25 protein-coding genes are annotated in these 26148 nt (G+C 61.0%); 22 read left to right on the top strand and 3 right to left on the bottom strand.

Annotation, left to right across the window (positions count from 1 at the left end):
• Positions 1 to 21 precede the first annotated feature (21 nt).
• The 3 genes from QMK54_RS23680 (at position 22) to QMK54_RS23670 (ending at position 2486) form a co-directional block, all read left to right on the top strand.
• The gene (locus QMK54_RS23680) at positions 22 to 645 is read left to right on the top strand and encodes a glutathione S-transferase family protein (protein WP_223593605.1); all 624 of its coding nucleotides are present in this window, start codon (positions 22 to 24) and stop codon (positions 643 to 645) included.
• A gap of 132 nt (positions 646 to 777) precedes the next feature.
• A complete protein-coding gene (locus QMK54_RS23675; RefSeq protein WP_223593603.1) occupies positions 778 to 1710 on the top strand; it encodes an ABC transporter ATP-binding protein in 933 nt (310 codons plus the stop codon).
• Positions 1707 to 2486: an ABC transporter permease gene (locus QMK54_RS23670; protein WP_223593593.1), complete on the top strand. Its 780-nt coding sequence runs from the start codon at positions 1707 to 1709 to the stop codon at positions 2484 to 2486. Before QMK54_RS23675 ends, QMK54_RS23670 begins: the two co-directional genes overlap by 4 nt.
• Before the next feature lie 152 nt (positions 2487 to 2638).
• Here the strand turns inward: QMK54_RS23670 and QMK54_RS23665 are convergent, their stop codons facing one another.
• The gene (locus QMK54_RS23665; RefSeq protein ID WP_320401449.1) at positions 2639 to 3154 is read right to left on the bottom strand and encodes a DUF2062 domain-containing protein; all 516 of its coding nucleotides are present in this window, start codon (positions 3152 to 3154) and stop codon (positions 2639 to 2641) included.
• A gap of 134 nt (positions 3155 to 3288) precedes the next feature.
• On the opposite strand from QMK54_RS23665, the gene QMK54_RS23660 reads away from it, so the two are divergent.
• From QMK54_RS23660 to QMK54_RS23605, 12 genes are all read left to right on the top strand, one after another.
• Complete coding sequence (locus QMK54_RS23660) at positions 3289 to 5523, top strand: DNA internalization-related competence protein ComEC/Rec2 (protein WP_320401448.1); 2235 nt, start codon at positions 3289 to 3291, stop codon at positions 5521 to 5523.
• Positions 5524 to 5621: 98 nt separating this feature from the next.
• Complete coding sequence (locus QMK54_RS23655) at positions 5622 to 6257, top strand: MotA/TolQ/ExbB proton channel family protein (protein WP_110660228.1); 636 nt, start codon at positions 5622 to 5624, stop codon at positions 6255 to 6257.
• Complete coding sequence (locus tag QMK54_RS23650; RefSeq protein ID WP_223593586.1) at positions 6254 to 6682, top strand: ExbD/TolR family protein; 429 nt, start codon at positions 6254 to 6256, stop codon at positions 6680 to 6682. The genes QMK54_RS23655 and QMK54_RS23650 overlap by 4 nt, the downstream gene beginning before the upstream one ends.
• A complete protein-coding gene (gene lpxK / locus QMK54_RS23645; RefSeq protein ID WP_320401447.1) occupies positions 6682 to 7692 on the top strand; it encodes a tetraacyldisaccharide 4'-kinase in 1011 nt (336 codons plus the stop codon). The genes QMK54_RS23650 and lpxK overlap by 1 nt, the downstream gene beginning before the upstream one ends.
• Before the next feature lie 24 nt (positions 7693 to 7716).
• A complete protein-coding gene (locus QMK54_RS23640) occupies positions 7717 to 7902 on the top strand; it encodes a Trm112 family protein (protein ID WP_003179363.1) in 186 nt (61 codons plus the stop codon).
• Positions 7899 to 8663, top strand: coding sequence for a 3-deoxy-manno-octulosonate cytidylyltransferase (gene kdsB, locus QMK54_RS23635; protein WP_320401446.1), 765 nt, complete (start codon positions 7899 to 7901; stop codon positions 8661 to 8663). The genes QMK54_RS23640 and kdsB overlap by 4 nt, the downstream gene beginning before the upstream one ends.
• Complete coding sequence (locus tag QMK54_RS23630) at positions 8663 to 9127, top strand: low molecular weight protein-tyrosine-phosphatase (RefSeq protein ID WP_320401445.1); 465 nt, start codon at positions 8663 to 8665, stop codon at positions 9125 to 9127. The genes kdsB and QMK54_RS23630 overlap by 1 nt, the downstream gene beginning before the upstream one ends.
• Positions 9124 to 10143 carry a UDP-N-acetylmuramate dehydrogenase gene (murB, locus tag QMK54_RS23625; protein ID WP_223593574.1) on the top strand — a complete coding sequence of 340 codons (1020 nt, stop codon included), beginning with the start codon at positions 9124 to 9126 and terminating at the stop codon, positions 10141 to 10143. Before QMK54_RS23630 ends, murB begins: the two co-directional genes overlap by 4 nt.
• 1259 nt (positions 10144 to 11402) lie before the next feature.
• Entirely contained in the window at positions 11403 to 11873 is a 471-nt protein-coding gene (locus tag QMK54_RS23620; RefSeq protein ID WP_008046998.1) for a (2Fe-2S)-binding protein, read from the top strand.
• Positions 11870 to 14191 (top strand): xanthine dehydrogenase family protein molybdopterin-binding subunit, encoded by a 2322-nt coding sequence (locus QMK54_RS23615; protein ID WP_320401444.1) that lies wholly within the window; start codon positions 11870 to 11872, stop codon positions 14189 to 14191. Before QMK54_RS23620 ends, QMK54_RS23615 begins: the two co-directional genes overlap by 4 nt.
• Entirely contained in the window at positions 14191 to 15174 is a 984-nt protein-coding gene (locus QMK54_RS23610; protein ID WP_320401443.1) for an XdhC family protein, read from the top strand. Before QMK54_RS23615 ends, QMK54_RS23610 begins: the two co-directional genes overlap by 1 nt.
• Entirely contained in the window at positions 15171 to 15761 is a 591-nt protein-coding gene (locus QMK54_RS23605; RefSeq protein WP_320401442.1) for a nucleotidyltransferase family protein, read from the top strand. Before QMK54_RS23610 ends, QMK54_RS23605 begins: the two co-directional genes overlap by 4 nt.
• A 184-nt stretch (positions 15762 to 15945) precedes the next feature.
• Here QMK54_RS23605 and rne read toward each other — a convergent pair whose 3' ends face one another.
• Complete coding sequence (rne, locus tag QMK54_RS23600; RefSeq protein ID WP_320401441.1) at positions 15946 to 19197, bottom strand: ribonuclease E; 3252 nt, start codon at positions 19195 to 19197, stop codon at positions 15946 to 15948.
• 701 nt (positions 19198 to 19898) lie between these two features.
• Here rne and rluC point away from each other — a divergent pair.
• Genes rluC through QMK54_RS23585 form a run of 3 tightly spaced genes read left to right on the top strand, consistent with a single transcriptional unit; the run spans position 19899 to position 22524 of the window.
• Complete coding sequence (gene rluC / locus QMK54_RS23595; protein ID WP_320401440.1) at positions 19899 to 20861, top strand: 23S rRNA pseudouridine(955/2504/2580) synthase RluC; 963 nt, start codon at positions 19899 to 19901, stop codon at positions 20859 to 20861.
• Positions 20848 to 21510 carry an HAD-IA family hydrolase gene (locus QMK54_RS23590; RefSeq protein WP_110660034.1) on the top strand — a complete coding sequence of 221 codons (663 nt, stop codon included), beginning with the start codon at positions 20848 to 20850 and terminating at the stop codon, positions 21508 to 21510. Before rluC ends, QMK54_RS23590 begins: the two co-directional genes overlap by 14 nt.
• A 24-nt stretch (positions 21511 to 21534) precedes the next feature.
• Positions 21535 to 22524 (top strand): S49 family peptidase, encoded by a 990-nt coding sequence (locus QMK54_RS23585; RefSeq protein ID WP_320401439.1) that lies wholly within the window; start codon positions 21535 to 21537, stop codon positions 22522 to 22524.
• Positions 22525 to 22653: 129 nt separating this feature from the next.
• On the opposite strand, the gene QMK54_RS23580 is transcribed toward QMK54_RS23585, so the two are convergent.
• Entirely contained in the window at positions 22654 to 23232 is a 579-nt protein-coding gene (locus QMK54_RS23580) for a Maf family protein (RefSeq protein WP_223591091.1), read from the bottom strand.
• Between the two features lie 105 nt (positions 23233 to 23337).
• On the opposite strand from QMK54_RS23580, the gene QMK54_RS23575 reads away from it, so the two are divergent.
• The 4 genes from QMK54_RS23575 to fabD all read left to right on the top strand — a co-directional run bounded on the left by QMK54_RS23575 (position 23338) and on the right by fabD (position 26140).
• Positions 23338 to 23865 carry a YceD family protein gene (locus tag QMK54_RS23575; RefSeq protein WP_008050439.1) on the top strand — a complete coding sequence of 176 codons (528 nt, stop codon included), beginning with the start codon at positions 23338 to 23340 and terminating at the stop codon, positions 23863 to 23865.
• Between the two features lie 13 nt (positions 23866 to 23878).
• Entirely contained in the window at positions 23879 to 24061 is a 183-nt protein-coding gene (gene rpmF / locus QMK54_RS23570; protein WP_003179396.1) for a 50S ribosomal protein L32, read from the top strand.
• A 4-nt stretch (positions 24062 to 24065) separates the two neighbouring features.
• Positions 24066 to 25076: a phosphate acyltransferase PlsX gene (gene plsX, locus QMK54_RS23565; RefSeq protein ID WP_110662400.1), complete on the top strand. Its 1011-nt coding sequence runs from the start codon at positions 24066 to 24068 to the stop codon at positions 25074 to 25076.
• A gap of 125 nt (positions 25077 to 25201) precedes the next feature.
• Complete coding sequence (gene fabD, locus QMK54_RS23560; protein ID WP_223591093.1) at positions 25202 to 26140, top strand: ACP S-malonyltransferase; 939 nt, start codon at positions 25202 to 25204, stop codon at positions 26138 to 26140.
• The last annotated feature ends 8 nt before the right edge of the window (positions 26141 to 26148 follow it).

Here is a 26148-nt window from a genome sequence, read left to right as displayed (position 1 = left end):
CTTATCGAAAAAGAGGCGGTCATGCTGAAGATCTGGGGTCGGAAAAACTCGTCGAATGTCAGGAAACCGTTGTGGGCCGCCGAAGAGTTGGGGCTGGCCTATGAAGCCATCGATGCCGGTGGCGCCTTTGGAGTCGTCGATACCCCCGAGTACCGAGCGATGAACCCGAACGGTCGGGTTCCGGTGATCGAAGACGATGGTTTCGTATTGTGGGAATCCAACGCCATCGTGCGTTACCTGATGGCCCGTCACGCCGGCGGTACGGCCTGGTATCCGGCGGATCTGCAAGCCCGTGCCACCGCCGACAAGTGGATGGACTGGACCACCTCGAGTTTTGCCGGACCGTTTCGCACCGTGTTCTGGGGCGTACTGCGCACCCCGGCAGACCAGCAGGATTGGGCGGCCATCAAGGCGGCGATCAAGGAATGCGACACGCTGCTGGCGATGGCCGATCAGGCGTTGGCGAACTCGCCCTACCTGTCCGGAGACGAGATCGGCATGGGCGATATTCCCCTGGGCAGTTTCATTTATGCCTGGTTCGAGATGCCGATCGAGCGTGTGCCACAACCGCATCTGCAGGCCTGGTATGCACGGTTGAAACAGCGTCCGGCGTATCGCAAAGCCGTCATGACCGCGTTGACTTAATACTCACTATCGACACGCTTGACTGTACTTGTGTGGCGGCGACAAGCACCATTGTGCCAGTTCGCTGCGGTTGTATTGTTCGCCGTCGCCCATACTTATCCCTTTCTTCCCTTCTTGGTGCGTAAATCCGATATGAGTTCCGCTCTGTCCATCCGGCAGCTAACCAAAACCTACGGCAACGGTTTCCAGGCCCTGAGTGGTATCGATCTGGATGTCGCCGAGGGTGACTTTTTCGCCTTGCTTGGCCCCAACGGCGCCGGCAAATCCACGACCATCGGTATTCTCTCGACCCTGGTGAACAAGACCAGCGGCACGGTGAATATCTTCGGTCACGACCTGGACAGGAATCCTGCGCAGCTCAAACGCTGCATCGGCGTGGTGCCTCAGGAATTCAACTTCAACCAGTTCGAAAAGACCTTCGACATCGTCGTGACCCAGGCCGGCTACTACGGCATCCCGGCGAAAATCGCCAAGGAACGCGCCGAGCAGTACCTGACCCAGCTCGGCTTGTGGGACAAGAAGGACGTGCCGTCGCGTTCGCTGTCCGGCGGCATGAAGCGGCGCCTGATGATCGCCCGCGCGCTGGTCCATGAACCGCGCCTGCTGATCCTTGACGAACCGACTGCCGGGGTGGACATCGAACTGCGTCGCTCGATGTGGAGCTTCCTCACCGAGCTGAACCAGAAAGGCATCACCATCATCCTCACCACCCACTACCTGGAAGAGGCTGAGCAGTTGTGCCGCAACATCGGCATCATCGACCACGGCACCATTGTCGAGAACACCAGCATGAAGCAGTTGCTTAGCCAATTGCATGTGGAAACGTTCCTGCTGGATATGAAGAACACGTTGCACGTGGCGCCTCAGTTGATCGGCTACCCGGCCAGACTGGTCGATAGTCACACCCTGGAAGTCCAGGTGGACAAGTCCATGGGCATCACCGCGCTGTTCACCCAGTTAGCGCAGCAAAACATCGAAGTGCTGAGCCTGCGTAACAAAACCAATCGCCTCGAGGAGTTGTTCGTGTCCCTGGTGGAGAAAAATCTGTCGAAGGTGGCGGTATGAGTTCCGAGCTGCGCCCCAACCTCATTGCCCTCAACACCATCGTTTACCGTGAAGTCCGGCGTTTCACCCGGATCTGGCCGCAGACCCTGCTGCCACCGGCCATCACCATGGTCTTGTACTTCGTGATCTTCGGTAATCTGATCGGTCGGCAAATCGGCGACATGGGTGGCTTCACTTACATGGAGTACATCGTGCCGGGGCTGATCATGATGTCGGTGATCACCAACTCCTACGGCAACGTGGTGTCGAGTTTCTTCGGCAGCAAGTTCCAGCGTTCCATTGAAGAACTGATGGTCTCGCCGTTGTCGCCGCACACCATCCTGATCGGCTACACCCTGGGCGGCGTACTGCGCGGGTTGATGGTGGGGATCATCGTGACCCTGCTGTCGCTGTTCTTCACCGACTTGCAGGTGCATCACCTGGGCGTGACCATCCTGGTGGTGGTGCTGACCGCGACGATTTTCTCGTTGCTGGGTTTCATCAACGCCGTGTTTGCGCGCAACTTCGATGACATTTCGATCATTCCGACGTTCGTGCTGACGCCACTGACCTACCTGGGCGGGGTGTTCTATTCGATCTCGCTGTTGCCGCCGTTCTGGCAGACCGTGTCCCTGGCCAACCCGGTGCTGCACATGGTCAACGCATTCCGCTACGGCATCCTCGGCGTGTCGGATATCCGCATCAGTATTGCGATTACGTTCATGCTGGTGGCGACCGTGGTGCTTTACCTCGGATGTGCGCGGTTGCTGGTCAGCGGACGCGGAATGCGTACCTGAGAAATACCGAGTCGTCTGTTTCGCGAGCAAGCTCGCTCCCACACTGGATCTATGTAGCACTGAGGATCCCTGTGGGAGCGGGCTTGCAAGCGAAGGCGTCAGCCCAGACACTACAAAAAAACGGCCTCCCAAGTGGAGGCCGTTTTGCATTCTCACATCCGGCTCTTCTTGCGCCGCTTCCATTGCCTGGCCACCCACCAACGCCAATACGTCATCACCAGGAAGTAGGACAGCGCTCCGAGTGCCAGCCCCGTCACGACCGAACCCAGCAGAAACGGTTGCCACAAGGTCGAGATTTCACCCTTGATCCATTCCCAGGTCAGCGAGTCCGGTAACTGCCGGGCGGGAACGTCCATCAACCAGGCACCGGTCTGGTACGTGCAAAAGAATACGGCAGGCATGGTGATCGGGTTGGTCAGCCAGACCAGGCTCACGGCAATCGGCATGTTGCCGCGCACGATGATGGCGAGGATTGCTGCCAGCAGCATCTGCAACGGGATCGGCAGGAACGCGGTGAACAGACCTACCGCCATGGCGCGGGCAACAGAGTGGCGGTTGAGGTGCCACAGGTTCGGGTCATGCAGCAGAGTGCCGAGAAAGCGTAAGGACTTGTGTTCCCTGATGCTCATCGGGTCTGGCATGTAACGTTTGAATAAGCGCCGGGGCATAAGGCTTCTCGGTCGGTCAGGGTGGCAAGTATGTCTGGATTCTACGAACTGCCCATTCAGACTTTGTGACAATTATTGACGACGTCGAGGCCAAGGGCGGGCTAAGCCTAGAGGGTACTCTCAAGGACGGGCTTATGCGCACAGGGATGATGGCGCTGGCGCTGGGTCTTTTGACCTTGCGTTTTTTACCGGCATTACCGCCGGTCTGGTTGTGGCTGGCGATGCCGGTGGCGGGTTTGATGTTGCTGCCGTTCAGGACCTATCCGGTGGCGTTTTACCTGTTCGGCTTGAGTTGGGCCTGCGCCAATGCGCAGTGGGCGCTGGATGACCGACTGCCACCGGTGCTGGACGGAGAAACCCGCTGGGTCGAAGGGCGGGTCACTGGCTTGCCCCGGCATGACGACGGTGTGGTGCGTTTCGAATTGACCGACATCCAGTCCCGGCGTACCCGGCTGCCGCGGCAAATGCGTCTGGCCTGGTACGGCGGGCCGCCGGTGAACAGTGGTGAGCGCTGGCGCCTGGCAGTCAAATTGAAGCGCCCGGTCGGGCTCCTCAATCCGCAGGCGTTCGATTACCAGGCCTGGTTGCTGGCACAACGCATCGGGGCAACCGGGACGGTCAAGCAGGGTGAGCGCCTGGCGCCAGCTCAATGGGCCTGGCGCGATGGAATCCGCCAGCGATTGCTGGCGGTGGATGCCCAAGGGCGAAGCGGCGCGTTGACCGCATTGGTACTCGGGGACGGCGCCGGGCTAAGTCGCGAAGACTGGCAGGTACTGCAGGACACCGGCACGGTGCATCTGTTGGTGATTTCCGGACAGCATATCGGGTTGCTGGCGGGCGTTGTGTATCTTCTGATCGCGGGCCTGGCCCGTTTTGGGTTATGGCCGAACCGTTTGCCATGGTTGCCTTGGGCATGTGGCCTGGCATTCGCCGCGGCGCTCGGTTACGGGATGCTGGCCGGTTTCGGGGTGCCGGTACGACGGGCCTGCCTGATGATTGGCCTGGTGTTGTTGTGGCGTCTACGGTTCCGTCATCTCGGTGCTTGGTGGCCACTGTTGTTGGCACTCAACGGCATTTTGCTGCTGGAGCCCCTGGCGAGTCTTCAGCCTGGCTTCTGGCTGTCGTTCGCTGCCGTTGCAGTCTTGATCTTGACCTTTGGCGGCCGTTTGGGACCGTGGCGCTGGTGGCAAACCTGGGCCCGTGCCCAGTGGCTGATTGCAATCGGGTTGTGCCCGTTGTTACTGGCACTGGGATTGCCAATCAGCCTCAGCGGGCCGCTGGCCAATTTGTTCGCCGTGCCCTGGATCAGTCTGGTGGTGCTGCCACCGGCATTGCTCGGGACTCTATTGCTACCGGTGTCCTATGTGGGTGAGAAATTGCTGTGGCTGGCGGGCGGCTTGATCGACTGGTGGTTCAGGGGATTGGGACTCATTGCCGGTCAGGTTCCCGCCTGGGTGCCCACGGCGGTTCCGCTATGGGCCTGGTTGATCGGTGCCTTTGGCGCTGTTCTGCTATTACTGCCGCGAGGCGTACCGATGCGCCCGTTAGGGTGGCCCATGCTGTTGATGCTGGTTTTTGCGCCTAGGCCGATGTTGCCGGAAGGCATGGCCGAAGTCTGGCAACTGGATGTCGGCCAGGGCCTGGCGATCCTGGTGCGCACCCGGCATCACGCGATGCTGTATGACGCCGGACCGCGTTTCGGTGAACTCGACCAGGGGGAGCGGGTGGTGCTGCCGGCGTTGCGCAAACTGGGGGTGAAGGACCTCGACCTGATGCTGATCAGCCACGCCCATGCCGACCACGCCGGTGGTGCCCGGGCGGTTACCAAGGGCTTGCCGGTGAACCGGGTGGTCAGTGGTGAGCCGTCGGACTTGCCTGTGGAGTTACGGGCCGAGCGTTGTGAGAGCGGTCGACAATGGACCTGGGATGAAGTCGATTTCCAGCTTTGGCACTGGCCATTGGCCGGGGACAGCAACCAGAACTCCTGCGTCTTGCTGATCGAGGCCAATGGCGAACGGTTGCTGTTGAGTGGCGACATCGATGCCGCCGCCGAGCGCGCTTTGCTGGACAGTCCGTTGGCCCTGCCCACCGATTGGCTGCAGGCGCCACACCACGGCAGTCGCAGTTCTTCGTCAAACGCCCTGCTGGAGGTCTTGCAACCCAAAGGGGTGCTGATCTCACGCGGTCAGGGCAATTCGTTTGGCCATCCGCATCCCACGGTCATCGCGCGTTATCAAAAACGTGGAATGGCGATCTACGACAGCGTCGAACAGGGTGCCATTCGTCTGCAACTGGGGCGCTTCGAGCCGCCGTGGTCAATGCGCCAGGAACGGCGTTTCTGGCGCGATCCGCCGCCTTTGCACCAATAACCGGGCGTTACTCAAGCCCGACCGGATGCGACATACCGGTCTTCGGTGCCAGCACCCCCTATGTTAGAGTGGCGCACTTTTTCGAGGGGATTGTCACTGTGTGGGAATTGGTCAAATCCGGCGGCTGGATGATGCTGCCGATCATTCTGAGTTCCATCGCGGCCATGGCCATCGTCGCCGAGCGTCTCTGGACGCTGCGCGCCAGCCGCGTGACCCCGGAGCATTTGCTCGGGCAGGTCTGGGTCTGGATCAAGGACAAACAGCTCAATAAAGACAAACTCAAGGAGCTGCGCGCCAACTCGCCTTTGGGCGAGATCCTGGCGGCGGGCCTCGCCAACTCCAAACATGGTCGCGAGATCATGAAGGAGTGCATCGAAGAGGCCGCTCAACGGGTCATCCATGAGCTTGAACGCTATGTCAGCGCCCTGGGCACCATCGCCGCCATGGCGCCATTGCTGGGCCTGCTGGGTACAGTGCTGGGCATGATCGACATTTTCAGCGCATTCACGGGCTCGGGCATGACCACCAACGCCTCCGTTCTGGCGGGTGGTATTTCCAAGGCCCTGATCACCACGGCTGCGGGCCTGATGGTGGGTATCCCATCGGTGTTCTTCCACCGTTTCCTGCTACGGCGTATCGATGAGCTGGTGGTGGGCATGGAGCAGGAAGCGATCAAGCTGGTCGAGGTGGTGCAGGGCGACCGTGATGTGGATCTGTCCGGGAGCAAAGCGTGAAATTCCGCCGCAAACAACGGGAAACGGTGGACATCAACCTCGCGTCGCTGATCGACGTGGTGTTCATCCTGCTGCTGTTTTTCGTCGTGACCACCACTTTCACCCGTGAAACCCAGTTGCGCGTCGATCTGCCGGAAGCGGTCAGCGGCACGCCCGCCGACGATCAAAGCAAGCCTCTGGACATCACCATCAGCGCCGACGGCGTGTTCTCGGTGAACAACCAGATCCTGGCGAAGAGTGACCTGGCCTCGTTGATGGACGCGCTGCAAAAAGAAGCCAACGGCGACACCAACCGGCCGCTGTCCATCAGCGCTGACGGCAAGACTCAGCATCAATCGGTTATCACTGCCATGGATGCGGCCGGCAAACTCGGTTTCAGTCACTTGCGCATGACCACTATCGAGGCGGCGCCTCCCGCGCCCTGATGGCCATGTCCGATCGATTGCTCGCCGCGTGGTATGACGGTCATCCGGCCCTGAAGCTGTTACAGCCACTGGAATGGCTGTACCGGCGCGTGGTCATGAACAAGCGCAAGCGCTTTCTGGCGGGTGAAGGCGAGATCTATCAGCCGCCGGTGCCGCTGATCGTGGTCGGCAACATCACCGTGGGTGGCACCGGCAAGACACCGCTGATTCTATGGATGATCGAGCACTGCCAGCGCAGCGGCCTGCGGGTCGGCGTGGTCAGTCGCGGCTACGGCGCCAAACCGCCGCAGTTGCCGTGGCGGGTCGAGGCCGAGCAGAGCGCCGACGTTGCTGGTGACGAGCCGTTGCTGATCGTCCAGCGCACGGGCGTGCCGCTGATGATCGACCCCAATCGCAGCAACGCGGTCAAAGCCTTGCTGGCCAGTGAACCGCTGGACCTGATCTTGTCCGACGACGGCATGCAGCACTACCGCCTTGCCCGTGACCTGGAACTGGTGCTGATCGACGCCGCCCGCGGCCTGGGCAACCGTCGTTGCCTGCCTGCCGGGCCATTGCGTGAACCGGCCGAGCGCCTGCAAAGCGTCGACGCGGTCCTCTACAACGGTGCCGCGGCTGATCGCGATGATGGATTTGCCTTTCAATTGCAACCCACCGCGCTGGTCAATCTGCGCAGCGGCGAACGGCGTACCCTCGACCATTTCCCCAGTGGCCAGGCCCTGCACGGGGTGGCGGGCATCGGCAATCCGCAACGTTTCTTCAAGACCCTCGAAACGCTACACTGGCAGCCGGTTCCACATGCGTTTGCCGACCACGCCGAATACAGCGTGCAGGCTTTGAATTTCACGCCGTCATTGCCGCTGGTGATGACGGAAAAGGACGCGGTGAAATGCCGTGCCTTTGCCGCCGCCGACTGGTGGTACCTGGCGGTCGATGCCGTGCCGTCGCCGGCCTTCGTGGCCTGGTTCGACACACAGCTGATGCGCCTGCTGCCGGCTCGTTTGTTGCCTTAACTCCGTTTTTTCCAGGGAATGCTCATGGACACCAAATTGCTCGATATCCTCGCTTGCCCGGTCTGCAAAGGCCCGCTCAAGCTCAGCGCCGACAAGACCGAGCTGATCAGCAAGGGCGCAGGCCTGGCCTACCCGATTCGCGACGGCATCCCGGTGATGCTCGAATCCGAAGCTCGCACCCTGACCACCGACGAGCGCCTGGATAAATGACCACAGCCTTTACCGTCGTCATTCCATCGCGTTATGCCTCCACCCGCCTGCCGGGCAAGCCGATGCTGTTGATCGCCGGCAAGCCGATGATCCAGCACGTCTGGGAACAGGCGAGCAAAAGCAGCGCCGAGCGGGTGGTGGTGGCCACCGACGACCCGCGCATCGTCGAGGCTTGCAAAGGCTTTGGTGCCGAAGTGGTGCTGACCCGTGAAGATCACAACTCCGGCACCGACCGCCTGGCCGAAGTCGCAATGAAACTGGGCCTGGCGCCCGATGCCATCGTGGTCAATGTCCAGGGCGACGAACCGCTGATCCCGCCGAGCGTGATCGATCAGGTCGCCGCCAACCTGGCCGCCCACGCGCAAGCGCGCATGGCCACCCTGGCTGAGCCGATCGAAGACGCGGACACCCTGTTCAATCCCAACGTGGTCAAGGTCGTCAGCGACCTCAATGGCCTGGCGTTGACATTCAGCCGCTCCACCTTGCCCTGGGCGCGGGATGCGTTCGCCGTGAACCCTGAGCAGTTGCCGGAAGGTGTGCCGTATCGCCGCCATATCGGCATCTATGCCTACCGTGCCGGTTTCCTGCAGGATTTCGTCAGCTGGGGTCCCTGCTGGCTGGAAAACACCGAGTGCCTGGAACAGCTGCGTGCCCTGTGGCACGGCGTGCGGATTCATGTGGCCGACGCACTGATCGCGCCGCCCGCCGGCGTCGATACCGCTGAAGACCTTGAGCGCGTTCGTCGCCTGCTGGAGGCGTGATGCGGGTTTTGTTTGTCTGCCTGGGCAACATCTGCCGCTCTCCCACGGCCGAAGGCGTGCTGCGACACAAGTTGCGCGAGGCCGGCTTGGTCGATCAGGTTGAAGTGGCCTCCGCCGGTACCGGCGACTGGCATGTCGGCAAGGCGCCGGACAAGCGCAGTCAGGCCGCGGCGAAGCTGCGCGGTTATGACTTGTCCGCCCAGCGCGCCCGGCAAGTCAGCCGTGCCGATTTCGCCACTTATGACCTGATCCTGGCGATGGACAACAGCAACCTGCGCAACCTCAAGGCCTTGCAGCCGGTCAAGGGCAAGGCAGAGCTGGATTTGTTCCTGCGCCGTTATCAGTCGGAAATCGATGAAGTGCCGGACCCGTATTACGACGGCGACCAAGGCTTCGAACAGGTGCTGGACCTGATCGAGCGCGCCAGCGATTTGCTGGTGATCGAATTGAAGGGACGGTTATGAGTTTGCAGGTTCGGTCGCAGGTTTCGCTCAAGCCGTTCAACAGCTTTGGCGTGGATGTCCAGGCCCGGCTGTTTGCCGAGGCCCACAGCGACGCCGATGTGCGCGAAGCCCTGGCCTATGGGCTGGAGCACAAGGTCCCGGTGCTGGTGATTGGCGGGGGCAGCAACCTGTTGCTGACGGCAGATATCGATTCGCTGGTCCTGCGCATGGCCACTCGCGGCATTCGTGTGCTGAGCGATGACGGCGGCAAGGTGGTGATAGAAGCGGAGGCGGGTGAGCCCTGGCATCCGTTCGTGCAGCACACGCTGGCGCTGGGGTTGTCCGGGCTGGAAAACCTCAGCCTGATTCCCGGCACTGTCGGTGCGGCACCGATGCAGAATATTGGCGCCTATGGGGTCGAGATCAAGGACGTATTCGCCGGCCTGACCGCCCTCGATCGCCAGACCGGCGAACTGCGCGACTTCAGCCTGGCGCAGTGCAACTTCGCTTACCGCGACAGCCTGTTCAAGCAGGAGCCGGGACGCTGGTTGATCCTGCGTGTGCGTTTCGCCCTCGACCGCGCCGCGCATTTGCATCTGGAGTACGGTCCGGTACGTCAGCGCCTGACCGAACAGGGCATTGAGCATCCGACCGCCACCGATGTCAGCCAGGCCATTTGCAGCATCCGCAACGAAAAACTCCCGGACCCGGCGGTACTGGGCAATGCCGGCAGTTTTTTCAAGAATCCCCTGGTATCGGCGGCGCTGGCTGCACGGCTCAAGGGGGAGTACCCGGACCTGGTGGCCTATGCGCAACCTGATGGCCAGATGAAATTGGCCGCCGGCTGGCTGATCGAGCGGGCAGGCTGGAAAGGTTTTCGCGATGCTGACGCGGGTGTCCATAAGCTGCAGGCGCTGGTGCTGGTCAACTATGGTGGCGCAACGGGCCTGCAACTACTGAACCTGGCGCAGCGTATCCAGAAAGACATTTCAGAACGTTTCCATGTCGACCTGGAAATGGAACCAAACCGGTATTGAGCTAAGCTTTCAAGACGGATTAAAAAGCCCTGCACGATGTTTATTGTGCAGGGCTTTTTTTGGGGCATTCTCTGGTTTGGAGGTCATTTCATTCTCGACCAGAACGCGGTCTCCTGTAGGAGCTGGCTTGCCAGCGATGGTCGTTAACGATTACGCGCATGAGCTGGATAAACACGGCGCACGTGAGTCTATCGCCAGCAAGCCGGCTCCTACAGTTTGGCGTTCACATCATTTCGACCAGGACGCGGTCCCTTGTAGGAGCTGGCTTGCCAGCGATGGTCGTTAACGATAACGCGCATGAACCGGACAAACGCGGTGCACTTGAGTCCATCGCCAGCAAGCCGGCTCCTACAGTTTGGCGTTCACATCATTTCGACCAGGACGCGGTCCCTGGTAGGAGCTGGCTTGCCAGCGATGGTCGTCAACGATGACGCGCATGAACCGGACAAACGCGGCGCACTTGAGTCCATCGCCAGCAAGCCGGCTCCTACAGTTTGGTGTTCACATCATTTTCGACCAGGACGCGGTCCCTTGTAGGAGCTGGCTTGCCGGCGATGGTCGTTAACGATAACGCGCATGAACCGGACAAACGCGGTGCACTTGAGTCCATCGCCAGCAAGCCGGCTCCTACAGTTTGGTGTTCACATCATTTCGACCAGGACGCGGTCCCTTGTAGGAGCTGGCTTGCCAGCGATGGTCGTTAACGATGACGCGTACGAACCGGATAAACGCGGCGCACTTGAGCCCATCGCCAGCAAGCCGGCTCCTACAGTTTGGTGTTCACATCATTTTCGACCAGGACGCGGTCCCTTGTAGGAGCTGGCTTGCCAGCGATGGTCGTTAACGATGACGCGTACGAACCGGATAAACGCGGCGTACCTGAGCCCATCGCCAGCAAGCCGGCTCCTACAGTTTGGCGTTCACATCATTTCGACCAGGACGCGGTCCCTTGTAGGAGCTGGCTTGCCAGCGATGGTCGTTAACGATGACGCGTATCAACTGGATAAACGCGGTGCACTGGAGTCCATCGCCGACAGGCCGGCTCCTACAGGTATTGCATTATCGGTGTTTCCCGGGATGTTAATGCTCGGTTAACTTAGTCAGCTAACGATGCACACTCTTGCTTCACCAAAGGCCCGGTGCAGACGTCTGCGTCCGCACAAGAGAGCCCATTAGCCTGAGTCGATCTGCGTGCGACCCACCGAGATCCAGCGGCAGATTGCTCGACCCCATAACTCAAGAAATATGCGGGCGTGCCCATGATTACCCTGAAGCTCAATGGTCAAGACCATCAACTCGACGTCACCGAGGACATGCCGCTGCTCTGGGCGATCCGCGACGTGGCCGGTTACAACGGCACCAAGTTCGGCTGCGGCATGGGCCTGTGCGGCGCCTGCACCATTCATATCGAAGGGGCTCCGGCACGCAGTTGCATCACGCCCATCGGTTCCGTCGTCGGGCAGAATGTCAGCACCATCGACAACCTGCACGCCGACCCGATCGGTAAAGTCGTGCAGCAAGCCTGGCTCGACACGGCGGTCGCCCAATGTGGCTTTTGCCAGGGCGGGCAAATCATGTCGGCGACGGCGCTGCTCAAGACCAATCCGAACCCCAGCGACGAGCAGATAGAAGAGGCGATGGTCGGCAACATCTGCCGCTGCGGCACCTACAACCGCATCAAGACGGCGATCCGCCAGGCCTCCACTCACCTGAAGGAGGCCAAGGCATGAGCCAGTTACCGAATGATTTCGCCCTGAGTAATCTCAGTCGTCGTGGCTTTCTCAAAGGCGTGGGCGCCACCAGTGCGTTAGTGCTGGCGGCGAGCTGGGGCTGGCAAGACGCATTTGCCGAGGACAAAGAGAAAAAGTTCGGCGCCGACGGCATGCCCCACGGCTGGGTCGATGATCCCAAGGTCTATGTGAGCATTGCCGCCGATGGCACGGTAACCGTGATCTGCAACCGCTCGGAGATGGGCCAGGGCGTACGCACCAGCCTGACCATGGTGGTGGCCGATGAACTGGAAGCCGACTGGGCGCGGGTCAAAGTACAACAGGCCCCGGGCGACGAAGTACGCTTCGGCAACCAGGACACCGATGGCTCACGCAGCATGCGCCATTGGTACGAACCGATGCGTCGTTGCGGGGCCGCGGCACGCGCCATGCTGGAGCAAGCCGCCGCTGACCAATGGAAAGTGTCGGTCGGCGAGTGCCATGCGCAACTGCATAAAGTCATCCATAAACCGTCAGGCCGCGAACTGGATTATGGTGCGCTCGCCGCCGCTGCTGGTGCTTTGGCCGTACCGGCGCGGGACAGCCTGAGGCTCAAGCAACCTTCCGAGTTCCGCTACATCGGCAAGGAAGGCACCAAGGCCATCGATGGTGAAGACATCGTCAACGGCCGTGCGGTGTACGGTGCCGATGTGCATTTCGACGGCATGCTGTACGCGACTATTGCACGGCCTGCGGTGTATGGCGGCAAGGTCAAAAGCTTCGATGGCAGCGCGGCGATGAAAGTCCCCGGCGTGGTCAAGGTGGTGCAGATCGAAAGCCGGCCCTTGCCTTCGGAATTTCAACCGCTCGGCGGTATCGCCGTGGTGGCGAGCAATACCTGGGCAGCGATCAAGGGCCGCGAGGCGCTGAAAATCGAGTGGGACGACGGCCCCAACGCCAGCTACGACTCGATCGCCTATCGCAAGGAACTGGAAGCGGCCTCGCTCAAGCCCGGCAAGGTGGTGCGCAATACCGGCAATATCGACGAGGCGATGTCCAGCGCCGCCAGCACGCTGGAAGCTTCCTATTACCTGCCGCATTTGTCGCAGTCGCCGATGGAACCGATGGTCGCCATTGCGCGGTTCAAGGACGGTGTGTGCGAAGCCTGGGGGCCGAGCCAGGCACCACAGGTCACCCGGGAACGAATTGGTGAAAGGCTGGGCCTGCCATTCGACAACGTCATGTTCAACGTGACCTTGCTGGGCGGCGGGTTCGGGCGCAAGTCCAAGCCTGACTTCATCATCGAGGCGGCGATCCTCGCCAAGGAATTCCCCGGCAAGGCGGTGCGGGTGCAATGGACCCGCGAAGACGACATCCACTGTTCCTACTTCCACACCGTGTCCGCCGAATACCTCAAGGCCAGCCTGAACAAGGATGGCCTGCCGTCCGGCTGGTTGCACCGTACGGTGGCGCCGAGCATTACCGCGTTGTTTGCGCCGGGCATGAACCATGAGGCGGCATTCGAACTGGGCATGGGATTCACCAACATGGCGTATGCGATCCCCAACATTCGCCTGGAAAACCCCGAGGCCACAGTACATACCCGGGTCGGCTGGTATCGCTCGGTGTCGAACATCCCCCACGGCTTCGCGATCCAGAGCTTTATCGATGAACTGGCGCACAAGGCCGGGGAAGATCCGCTGAAGTACCAGATCAGATTGCTCGGCCCGGATCGTCAGATTGATCCGCGCACCTTGAGTGAAGAGTGGAACTACGGCGAATCCCCCGAGCGTTATCCGATCGACACCGCACGCCTGCGCACGGTACTGGAGACCGCCGCCAAAGCCGCCGGATGGGGGCGTGAATTGCCCAAGGGGCGCGGCCTGGGCCTGGCGGTGCATTACAGCTTCGTGACGTACGTGGCGGCGGTGATCGAGGTGGAGGTCAAGGACGACGGCACGCTGGTGGTGCACAAGGCCGACATCGCGGTCGATTGCGGGCCGCAGATCAATCCCGAGCGGATTCGCTCGCAATTCGAAGGCGCCTGTGTCATGGGCCTGGGCAATGCGGTGCTGGGGGAAATCAGCTTCAAGGACGGCAAGGTCCAGCAGGATAACTTCCACATGTACGAAGTGGCGCGCATGTCCCTGGCGCCAAAAGAGGTGGCCGTGCATCTGGTGACGCCGCCGGGCGAGGTGCCATTGGGCGGTGTGGGTGAGCCGGGGGTGCCACCGATTGCGCCGGCGCTGTGCAATGCGATCTTTGCCGCCACCGGCAAGCGCATTCGCAATCTGCCGGTTCGTTATCAACTGTCGGGCTGGCAGAAGGCCGAAGCCTGATGGACAGCGCCGATCTGAACGTCCTGCGCAGTGTGCTGCAATGGCATCGCGCCGGCCAGCGGGTGGTGTTGTACAGCGTGGTCGAAACCTGGGGCACCGCGCCCCGGGCACCCGGCGCCATGCTGGCCTTGCGCGAAGACGGCATGGTGATTGGTTCGGTCTCGGGCGGGTGTGTCGAAGATGACTTGATCGCCCGGCTGCACGACGGGCGCCTCGCGCTTGAGGGCCCGCCGGTGCAATTGATCACGTACGGCGTGACCCGCGAGGAAGCCGCACGTTTCGGCTTGCCCTGCGGTGGCACCTTGCGCTTGACCGAGGAGCGTATCGACGATGGGGACTGGGTCGAGCAATTGCTCGGCCGTTGCGAGGCCCATGAAATCGTTGCGCGGGAACTGAACCTGGCCACCGGCGAAGTGCTTTTACAGCCTGCCAGTAAAGCTGACGTGTTGACGTTCGATGGCCAGACCTTGCGCGCGATCTACGGCCCGCGCTGGCGCCTGCTGCTGATTGGCGCGGGGCAGCTGTCGCGCTACGTGGCGGAAATGGCCCGGCTGCTGGATTTCGAGGTGCTGATTTGCGACCCGCGCAGCGAGTTCGTCTACGGCTGGGAGGAACAGCACGGACGATTCGTTTCGGGGATGCCGGATGAGGCGGTATTGAATATCCAGACCGATGAACGCACGGCCATTGTCGCCTTGACCCATGATCCACGCCTGGACGACATGGCCCTGCTCACGGCCCTCGACTCCAGGGCTTTTTACGTCGGAGCACTGGGGTCGCGGGTCAACAGCCAGAAGCGCCGGGAAAACCTCGCTCAACTGGGTTTGTCGCAACCGGCGATTGACCGCTTGCACGGTCCCATCGGTTTGCACATCGGCAGCCATAATCCAGCGGAAATTGCCTTGTCGCTCATGGCGGAAATCGTGGCGGTCAAAAATGGCGTTGAACTGAAGCAGAAAAAAATCTTGCAGGAGAGGGTATGAGTGAATCGATCGGCGTCATTGTGTTGGCGGCGGGGCAGGGCAGCCGGTTTCGTCAGGTGGCGGGCGCCGATAAGGATAAATTGCTCGCTGATTGTACCGGGCGTGATGGCGCGGTGCGGTCCGTCATTGAGCACACGCTGGTTAACCTGCCGGTCGCACTGGACAAGCGTGTACTGGTGACGACCGCTGACCGCCCGCAGGTTGTACGCATGGCTCAGGCTTATGGCTGCGAGATCGTATTGATCGAGTCGACGGGAATGGGCGACAGCATTGCCGCTGGAGTCGCTGCTTGCCAGCAACTCGATGGTTGGCTGATGGTACTGGGTGATATGCCGTTCATCCTGCAGTCCAGTATCGGGCAAGTGGTGGCGGGTATCAGCGCAGACAGTATCAGCGTGCCCGTGCAGGACGGCGAGTACGGGCATCCGGTCGGGTTCGGACGGGACTTCGCGGCGGGGTTGATGGCGCTATCGGGGGATCGTGGCGCCAAACCGTTGTTCGCCCAAGGGCGGGTGGTTGAAGTGACAGTGGATGATCCTGGCGTGTTGTGGGATGTGGATGTGCCGCAGGCGTTAGTCTTCAAGTAGTGCCGGAGATGATCCCCTGTGGGAGCGGGCTTGCTCGCGAAGGCGGCCTGACAGTCAACTGAGATGTTGGATGATCCAACGCCTTCGCGAGCAAGCCCGCTCCCACAAGGGGTTGCTGTGAATTCCAGATATAAAAAAGCCCCGCCTGGGATCACCAGGCGGGGCTTTTTAGTAGCCGATGGAATCAGACGAGCGGTTTAGGCTCGTGCTCTTTTTCCTGGGCTTGCTCGTGTTGCTCTACCGCTTCCTGAACGGAGCGCGGCGCTTCGTTGATCACCGACTCAACCGGCTCGGCAGCCACTTCAGCGGCCGGGGCAGGAGCTGCCTCAACCACTTCAGCTGCAACCGGTGCAGGCTCGGCAGCGACAACCGCTTCAGCAGGCGCAGCCAGTTCGGCTTCCTTCTGCAGACGCTCGGCTTCACGCTTGCGACGACGCACTTCACGTGGGTCATTAGGCGCGCGGCCACTTGGCGTCAGGGCGCTGACAGGAGCCGCCTCGACGACCGGAGCAGGTGCTTCGGCAACGACCGGGGCTTCAACGACTGGCGCTTCAACCACCGGTGCTGGAGCCGGTTCTGCAGCGGCGACTACCGGCTCGGAAACCATGGCTTCAGCCACTTGAGTTTCAGCAGCTGGTGCAGCGCCTTCAGCAACGGCTGGCTCGGCCACCCAGTTGAATGCGGTTTGCTCTTCGCGAACTTCACGCACGTTTTCAGTCACGGTTTCAACAACCGCTTCTGCAACCACGGCAGGTGCTTCAACCACTGGAGCCGGCTCGGCAGCCGCTTCAACGGCAGGCTGTGCTTCTGGCGCTACTTCGATTTCCGGCGCAGCGGTGATTTCGACCGGCGTGGTCGCTTCCACGACTGGCGCTTCGACTGGAGCAGTTTCCAGGGTAGCGGCAGTGGCGCGTTCGGCTTGCACGTTGGCTTCTGCTTCAGCCGGAGCGCTGATCACGCTGCTGGCAACGGCTGCGGTAACAGCCAGGCCAGCGGCCAGATCGGCAGTGCTTGGCGCTTCAGCGTTTTCGCCGGACTCGGACTCTTCCGAACCTTCGATCACGTTGCCGTTGGCATCACGCTGACGCTCGCGACGGTTGCTGCGACGACGCTGGCCACGGGAGCGGCGACGTGGACGATCGCCTTCGACGCCTTCCTGACCGTCTTCCGGCAATTGCTCTTCGTTGGTGACCGATTCTTCTTCAGTTGCGGCTGCGGCAGCTTGTTCGGCACGTGGCTGACGTTCTTCACGCGGTGGGCGTGGAGCGCGTTCTTCACGTGGCTGGCGAGCTGGACGCTCTTCAGCGGCAGCAGCGGTAGCAGCGGCGGCCGGAGCAGCAGGAGCTGTCGGAGCGGCATCCAGAGGCTCGCGCAGTTCACGAACGCGTTCTTCACGCTCGCCACGTGGCTTGCGATCTTCACGCGGAGCGCGCGGTGCACGTTCTTCACGAGGCGCGCGTGGTGCGCGTTCTTCGCGGGCTACTGCTGGCGTTTCTTCGCGGGTCTCGCGCGGTTCGCGCACTTCGCGTGGCTGACGCTCTTCACGCGGTTCACGTGGTGCGCGTTCTTCACGCGGTGCACGCTCTTCGCGAGGCTTGCGTTCTTCATCGCGGCGACCGTTACGGTTGCGGCTTTGCTGGCGACCGTTGCGACGCTCTTCGTTGCGGGCCGGACGCTCGGCGGCTGGCTTTTCAACCACAACCGGCGCAACAGGCTCTTCCTTGGTGGCGAACAGGCTCACCAGCGACTTCACCAGGCCTTTGAACAGGCTTGGCTCTGGCACGGCGGCCGGAGCCGGGGCAGGTGCTGCCACTTCGGTCGGAACCGGAGCGTTGGCGCGGGCCGGCGCCGTCTTGACCGCTGCTTCCTGGCGAACCAGGGTGCGGGTCGCAGCGGCTGGCTGGACTTCTTCGACTTCGGCAGCGGCAGCGGCGATTTCGTAGCTGGACTGGTTGGTCGCCGCTTCCGGGCTGTCGTCACGCAGGCGCTGCACTTCGAAGTGCGGCGTCTCGAGGTGATCGTTCGGCAGGATGACGATGCGGGCGCGGGTGCGCAGTTCGATCTTGGTGATCGAGTTGCGTTTTTCGTTGAGCAGGAACGCAGCCACCGGGATCGGCACTTGTGCACGAACTTCGGCGGTACGGTCTTTCAGGGCTTCTTCTTCGATCAGGCGCAGGATCGCCAGGGACAGCGATTCAACGTCACGGATGATGCCGGTGCCGTTGCAACGCGGGCAGACGATGCCGCTGCTTTCGCCCAGGGATGGACGCAGGCGCTGACGGGACATTTCCAGCAGGCCGAAGCGCGAGATGCGACCGACTTGCACGCGAGCGCGGTCGGCTTCCAGGCATTCGCGGACTTTCTCTTCCACGGCGCGCTGGTTCTTGGCAGGGGTCATGTCGATGAAGTCGATGACGATCAGGCCGCCGATGTCGCGCAGGCGCAACTGACGGGCGATTTCTTCAGCGGCTTCAAGGTTGGTCTGCAGAGCGGTTTCTTCGATGTCGCTGCCTTTGGTGGCGCGCGCCGAGTTGATGTCGATGGACACCAGGGCTTCGGTCGGATCGATGACGATGGAGCCGCCGGAAGGCAGTTCGACAACGCGCTGGAATGCGGTTTCGATCTGGCTTTCGATCTGGAAACGGTTGAACAGCGGCACGCTGTCTTCGTACAGCTTGATCTTGCTGGCGTACTGCGGCATCACCTGGCGGATGAAGGTCAGGGCTTCATCCTGGGCTTCAACGCTGTCGATCAGCACTTCGCCGATGTCCTGGCGCAGGTAGTCGCGGATCGCGCGGATGATCACGTTGCTTTCCTGGTAGATCAGGAACGGCGCGGAACGGTCCAGCGAAGCTTCTTTGATGGCGGTCCAGAGTTGCAGCAGGTAGTCGAGGTCCCACTGCATTTCTTCGCTGCTGCGGCCAAGGCCGGCAGTGCGCACGATCAGACCCATGTCAGCCGGGGCAACCAGGCCGTTCAGGGCTTCACGCAGTTCGTTGCGCTCTTCACCTTCGATGCGACGGGAAATACCGCCGGCACGCGGGTTGTTCGGCATCAGCACCAGGTAACGACCGGCCAGGCTGATGAAGGTGGTCAGGGCGGCGCCCTTGTTGCCACGTTCTTCTTTTTCGACCTGAACGATGACTTCCTGGCCTTCGCTCAGGACGTCCTTGATGTTGACGCGACCTTCCGGGGCTTTCTTGAAGTATTCGCGGGAGATTTCTTTGAGGGGCAGGAAGCCGTGGCGCTCAGAGCCGAAATCGACAAAGGCAGCCTCAAGGCTTGGTTCGATGCGAGTAATCCGGCCTTTATAGATGTTGGCCTTCTTCTGCTCGCGTGCACCGGATTCGATGTCCAGGTCGTAGAGGCGCTGGCCATCTACCAGTGCAACACGCAACTCTTCGGGTTGAGTTGCGTTAATCAGCATTCTTTTCATGTAGTACCGTCGGTTTCCGGGCTGCCGGAAACGGCGTTCGGCACACACGACTTCTCACGGTCGGTGTCAGGTGCGTCGGGAGTGGTTGGCCATTTCCCGTGTCCAGCGAAGTCCGGCCAATGTGGGCCTTCATCGCGACGTACGCGTCCTGCTTGCTGTGGCTACTTAAGCACTCAGTCAGGAGGAGGAATCAACCAGCGGCTGTGGACGAGATAAAGCGTCTTGAGAAAGCCTGTTGCTACACAGTCCGGCGGTTGTGCATCTCCACCCTACACGTATCCCTGATAATTCGGGTGCTGCCGCGCGCAGAATCCGCAGCGGGTTGGCATTTACCGTGAGCTCCGAAAGGGGAGGTCACGCATCATGGCTAATTTAGGCGTTGTTTCCGATGCCTTCGCTCGGGGTCATTCGCAGCTGACTGCACTTTGTGAACTGGCCGTGAATATGGCTCGCAAAACGAGTGAAAACTCTGCTTTGTGGCGTGATTCAGGCCTCATGTCACCTGCGCTCGTTACACCTGCAAACTCCACCGTTACGTAGCGAAAGCCCCGTAGGACGGCCTCGCGTCCTGGTGAATTGCGTTGGTCAGGGCCGGTTTTTGACCGTTGGTCCGCTGTCCAGGCCGCTTTTGGCGGCGTTCGCGACTATAGCAGCAATGATTAAGTGCTTCAATTCCATAAAAAATTGTTATCATCCGCGGCATGACGACGACTACCCCCCCGACTCCAGGCGTACAACTGCTTGAGGTCTCGCCGGAATATGCCGGCCAACGTATTGATAATTTCCTTCTCGCCCGACTCAAAGGCGTGCCCAAGACCTTGATTTACCGCATTTTGCGCAAGGGCGAAGTGCGCGTGAACAAGGGGCGGATCAAGCCCGAGTACAAGCTGCAGGCGGGCGATATCGTGCGCGTGCCGCCGGTACGTGTGCCTGAGCGCGACGAGCCGGTGCCACTGGCACAAGGCCTGCTGCAGCGCCTCGAAGCCTCGATTGTCTTCGAAGACAAGGCGCTGATCGTGATCAACAAGCCTTGCGGCATCGCCGTTCACGGCGGCAGCGGCCTGACGTTCGGTGTGATCGAGGCCTTTCGTCAGTTGCGCCCCGATTGCAAGGAACTCGAACTGGTTCACCGTCTCGACCGTGACACCTCCGGCCTGTTGATGATCGCCAAGAAGCGCAGCATGTTGCGCCACTTGCACTCCGCGTTGCGCGGTGATGGCGTCGACAAGCGCTACATGGCGCTGGTTCGCGGTAACTGGGCGAGCTCGATCAAGCAAATCCGTGCGCCTCTGGGCAAGAGCAATCTGCGCTCCGGTGAGCGTATGGTCGAGGTCGACGAGGAGGAGGGCAAGGAATCCGTGACCGTGTTCAAGGTCCTGCGTCGTTTTGGCGACTTTGCCACCCTGGTCGAAGCCAAGCCCATTACCGGTCGTACTCACCAGATCCGCGTCCATACCTTGCACGCCGGGCATTGCATCGCTGGCGACACCAAGTATGGCGAAGAAGGCTTCAGCAAGGAAATCCGTGACCTGGGCGGCAAGCGCCTGTTCCTGCACGCCTACATGCTGACCGTGCCGCTGCCCGATGGCGGTGAGTTGAAGTTGCAGGCGCCGGTTGACGAAATGTGGGCCAAAACCGTGGAGCGATTGAGTGCGCCCATCTGATTACAAGCTGCTGATCTTCGATTGGGACGGCACGCTGGCTGACTCCATTGGCCGTATTGTCGAGGCGATGCACGTTGCCTCACAGCGCTCCGGTTTTGAGCAGTGCGACGATTTTGCCGTCAAGGGCATCATCGGCCTGGGCTTGCCGGAAGCGATTCGCACCCTGTACCCGGAGATTGGTGATGCCGAGTTGATCGCGTTCCGCGAGCACTATGCCGAGCATTACATTGCGTCGGAGGCTGTGCCTTCGCCGCTGTTCGAGGGGGTGGTCGAGTCGCTCGAGGCATTTCGTGCCGAGGGTTATCATCTGGCCGTGGCGACCGGCAAGGCCCGTCGCGGGCTGGATCGGGTGTTGAAATCCCACGGCTGGGAAGACTTCTTCGATATCACCCGCGCCGCCGACGAGACCGCCAGCAAGCCGCATCCGTTGATGCTCGAGCAGATCCTCGCCCATTGCGAAGTTCGCCCGGAACAGGCGCTGATGGTCGGTGATTCGTCCTTTGATTTGCAGATGGCGCGCAACGCCGGCATGGGCTCGGTGGCTGTCAGCTATGGCGCCCAATCGATCGACGCGTTGAGGTTGTATGAGCCGCGATTGGCCATCGACCGCTTTTCAGAATTGCATGCCTGGCTGAATCAGCAGGCTTAACCGGTTGTTTTTGGGGTGGATGGCATGACCGACGAATGGAAGGCACCCGCCAAGGCGAGTGCAGAGAGCGGTGACGACAAAAGCTGGAAGCTGCTGGAAAAGACGCTGCTGGCCAGCGTGCAGGAGCAGCGCCGGTCCCGCCGCTGGGGCATATTCTTCAAGCTTCTGACTTTTGTGTATCTGTTCGGCGCAATTGCCCTGTTTTCGCCGCTGATGGATATGGAAAAAGCCGCCACTCGCAGCGCCCATTACACGGCGCTGATCGATGTGACCGGCATGATCGCCGACAAGGAGCCGGCCAGCGCAGACAATATCGTTGGCAGCCTGCGCGCGGCTTTCGAGGACGAGAAGGTCAAGGGCGTCATCCTGCGCATCAACAGTCCGGGTGGCAGCCCGGTGCAGTCGGGTTATGTCTATGACGAGATCCGTCGTCTGCGCGGCCTGCACCCGGACACCAAGCTGTATGCAGTCATTTCCGACCTGGGGGCTTCCGGTGCTTACTACATCGCCAGTGCGGCGGACCAGATCTACGCCGACAAGGCGAGCCTGGTCGGCTCCATCGGTGTGACGGCGGCGGGTTATGGTTTTGTTGGCACCATGGAGAAGCTGGGCGTCGAGCGTCGTACGTACACTTCTGGCGAGCACAAGTCGTTCCTCGACCCGTTCCAGCCGCAAAAGCCGGAAGAAACTGCCTTCTGGCAGGGCGTGCTCGATACGACCCACAAGCAGTTCATCAATAGCGTCAAGCAGGGGCGCGGCGATCGCCTGAAGGACAGGGAGCATCCGGAACTGTTTTCCGGCCTGGTCTGGAACGGCGAGCAGGCGCTGCCACTGGGGTTGATCGATGGGCTGGGCAGTGCCAGCTCGGTCGCGCGGGATGTGATCGGCGAGAAAGAACTGGTGGACTTTACCGTTCAGGAGTCGCCATTCGATCGCTTCTCGAAAAAACTCGGTGCCAGCGTGGCTGAGCACTTGGCAATGTGGATGGGATTCAACGGTCCATCGTTGCGCTGATCTTTCGAGTGCACAAAAAACCGGCTATTGCCGGTTTTTTTGCCTTCGCACGACCTGTAGGAGCTGGCTTGCCAGCGATGGCGGCATGCCTGGCACGCCACGTCACCCGGTTTGCCAGCAGTCCGGCTCCTACGGGATTTGCACGCCCTCGGCCAATAGCATGTCGATCAGGCGAATCAGCGGCAGGCCGACCAGGCTGGTGGCGTCAGGTCCCTCGGTGCTGCGAAACAGGCTGACCCCCAGGCCTTCGGCCTTGAAGCTGCCTGCGCAGTCGTAGGGTTGCTCGGCGCGCAGGTAGCGCTCGATGCGGCTCGCGTCGAGTGTGCGCATGTGGACGGTGAACGGCACGCAGTCGACCTGGCAGTGCCCGGTCCGGGTGTTGAGCAGGGCCAGGCCGGTGAGGAACGTCACGCTGGCACCGCTGGCGGCCAGCAGTTGTTCGCGGGCTTTTTCGAAGGTGTGGGGCTTGCCGATTATCCGCTCTCCCAGCACGGCGACCTGGTCGGAACCGATTATCAGATGAGCGGTATGGCTGTCGGCCAAGGCGCGGGCTTTCTCTTCGGCGAGGCGCTTGACCAGCTCGATGGCGGATTCCCCCGGGCGATGGCTTTCGTCGATATCCGGCGAGCTGCACGTGAAAGGCAGCTGCAAACGAGCGAGCAATTCCCGGCGATAGACCGAGCCGGAAGCGAGTAATAAAGGCAGCATGCGCATCTCCATAAGGCAGGTGCGAATTCTAGCGAGGCTTCCAAGTGACGGACAGGGCTGAATTTCCTTTGACATGGGCGGGTGCATCCCTATAATGCTGCGCCTATGTTGAATGACCCGATTCCACCTCACGTTGACCCGCGCAAATTGGCTGATCGTGGCACCACCCTTCAAGGTGAAATGCTGCTGGCCGATTTGGAGAGACTCTGCGACCCGCTTTCCGACAATGTCGGTACGGTGCAGGCTAAATTCGTTTTTGAACGAGATGAACGTAAATCTGTGGTCATCCACAGCTTTATCGACACTGAAGTCAAAATGGTTTGCCAGCGTTGTCTTGAGCTGGTCACCCTGCCGATCCATAGCGAATGCAGTTACGCTGTGGTGAAGGAGGGTGCGAATACCCAGTCGTTGCCGAAAGGTTATGACGTGCTGGAACTGGGCGAAGATCCTTTGGATCTGCAGTCACTGATCGAGGAGGAGCTTCTGCTCGCCTTGCCCATTGTGCCTGCTCATCATCCGGAAGAATGCCAGCAGCCGGCGGGTCTCGATGAGCCCGAACCGAGCGAGGACGAGGTAACGCGGTCCAACCCGTTCAGTGTATTGGCGCAGTTAAAGCGTGACCCAAACGTTTAGGAGTTAATCAATTATGGCTGTTCAGCAGAACAAAAAATCCCGCTCCGCCCGTGACATGCGCCGTTCGCACGACGCTCTCGAGGCTAGCACCCTGTCTGTAGAAAAAACCACCGGTGAAGTTCACCTGCGTCACCACGTATCGCCAGAAGGCGTATACCGTGGCCGTAAAGTGATCGACAAGGGCGCTGACGAGTAATCACTTGTCCGCTCAAGTCATCGCGATTGACGCAATGGGCGGGGACTTCGGTCCCCGCAGCATTGTCCAGGCCAGTCTTGCTTGCCTGTCTGCTACGCCCTCGCTGCACCTGACCCTCGTCGGTCAACCCTCCCTTCTTGAAGAATTGATCGCTGGCCATTCGGCTGTGGATCGCGCGCGCCTGTCGATTGCCCCGGCGAGCGAAGTCATCACCATGGACGAAAAACCTGCCCAGGCCTTGCGTGGCAAGCCTGACTCATCGATGCGCGTGGCCCTTGAGCTGCTGCGCGACGGCAAGGTCCAGGCCTGTGTCAGTGCCGGCAATACCGGCGCGCTGATGGCGTTGTCGCGGTTCGTGCTCAAGACCCTGCCGGGCATTGATCGTCCGGCCATGGTGGCGGCGATTCCGACACAAAAGGGTTACTGCCAATTGCTCGACCTGGGTGCCAACGTCGATTGCAGTGCCGAGCATCTGTTGCAGTTTGCGGTCATGGGGTCGGTAGCGGCCGAGACCCTGGGCATAATCCGTCCACGAGTGGCGTTGCTGAATATCGGCACCGAAGACATCAAGGGCAATCAACAGGTCAAGCTGGCAGCGACCTTGTTGCAGGGCGCCAGGGGTATCAATTACATCGGCTTTATCGAAGGCGACGGTTTATACCGTGGCGAAGCGGATGTGGTGGTATGTGACGGTTTTGTCGGCAACATCCTGCTCAAATCCAGTGAGGGCCTGGCGACCATGATTGCCGGGCGTATCGAGGCGTTGTTCAAGAAGAACATGGCCTCGCGCGCGGTCGGCGCACTGGCGCTGCCCTTGATGAAGCGCCTGCAGGCCGATTTGGCGCCTGCCCGGCACAACGGTGCGAGCTTTCTCGGCCTGCAGGGGATTGTGGTGAAAAGCCACGGTTCTGCCGGCGTCCAGGGTTTTCAAAGTGCCATTCAGCGCGCCTTGATCGAGATTCAGGAGAATCTTCCCGAACGCCTGCACGGTCGTCTGGAGGATTTGTTGCTTTAGGCGTTTTCGTCGGACAATGCTTAAATGTGACCGCTTGGTTCAATGGGCCATCCAACTGTCAGTTTCTTGCGTCCCCAAAGCGGGGCGCCATTTCTCCGACGACAAGATCATTAGGGGCTTGTTACATGTCTGCTTCCCTCGCATTCGTCTTTCCAGGACAGGGTTCGCAGTCCCTCGGCATGCTGGCCGAGCTGGGCGCGCAACATCCGGTTGTCCTCGAAACATTCAAAGAAGCTTCCGATGCACTGGGTTACGACCTGTGGGCACTGACCCAGCAAGGGCCGGAAGAGCAACTCAATCAAACCGATAAAACCCAACCGGCCATCCTGACCGCCTCTATCGCCCTGTGGCGTCTGTGGCTGGCAGAAGGCGGCGCGCGCCCGGCTTATGTTGCCGGTCACAGCCTGGGTGAATACAGCGCACTGGTTGCCGCTGGCAGCCTGGGCCTGGGCGACGCGGTGAAACTGGTCGAGCGTCGTGGCCAACTGATGCAGGAAGCCGTTCCGGCCGGGCAGGGCGGTATGGCTGCCATCCTGGGGCTGGACGATGCTGACGTACTGGCAGCCTGCGCCGAAGCGGCGCAAGGCGAAGTCGTCAGTGCGGTCAATTTCAACTCGCCAGGCCAGGTGGTCATCGCCGGTGCCAAGGCAGCCGTCGAGCGCGCCATCGAAGGCTGCAAGGCACGTGGTGCCAAGCGCGCCATGCCATTGCCGGTCAGCGTGCCGTCGCACTGCGAACTGATGCGTCCGGCTGCCGAGCGTTTCGCCGAGTCGATCGCCGCGATCGACTGGCAGGTGCCACAGATTCCCGTGGTGCAGAACGTCAGTGCCCAAGTGCCGGCCGATCTGGAAACCCTCAAGCGCGATTTGCTCGAACAACTGTACAAGCCGGTACGCTGGGTCGAGTCCGTACAGGCTCTGGCAGCCAAGGGCGCGACCAATCTGGTCGAGTGCGGCCCGGGCAAAGTGCTGGCCGGTCTGAACAAGCGTTGCGCCGAAGGCGTATCGACATCCAACCTCAATACCCCAGACGCTTTCGCTGCCGCCCGTGCAGCGTTGGCCTGAATCAGGAG

Origin of the sequence: Pseudomonas sp. P5_109, assembly GCF_034009455.1 — a bacterium.
In the GTDB taxonomy this organism is placed as follows: Bacteria; Pseudomonadota; Gammaproteobacteria; order Pseudomonadales; family Pseudomonadaceae; genus Aquipseudomonas.
This window is presented reverse-complemented; position numbering and strand designations above follow the sequence as displayed.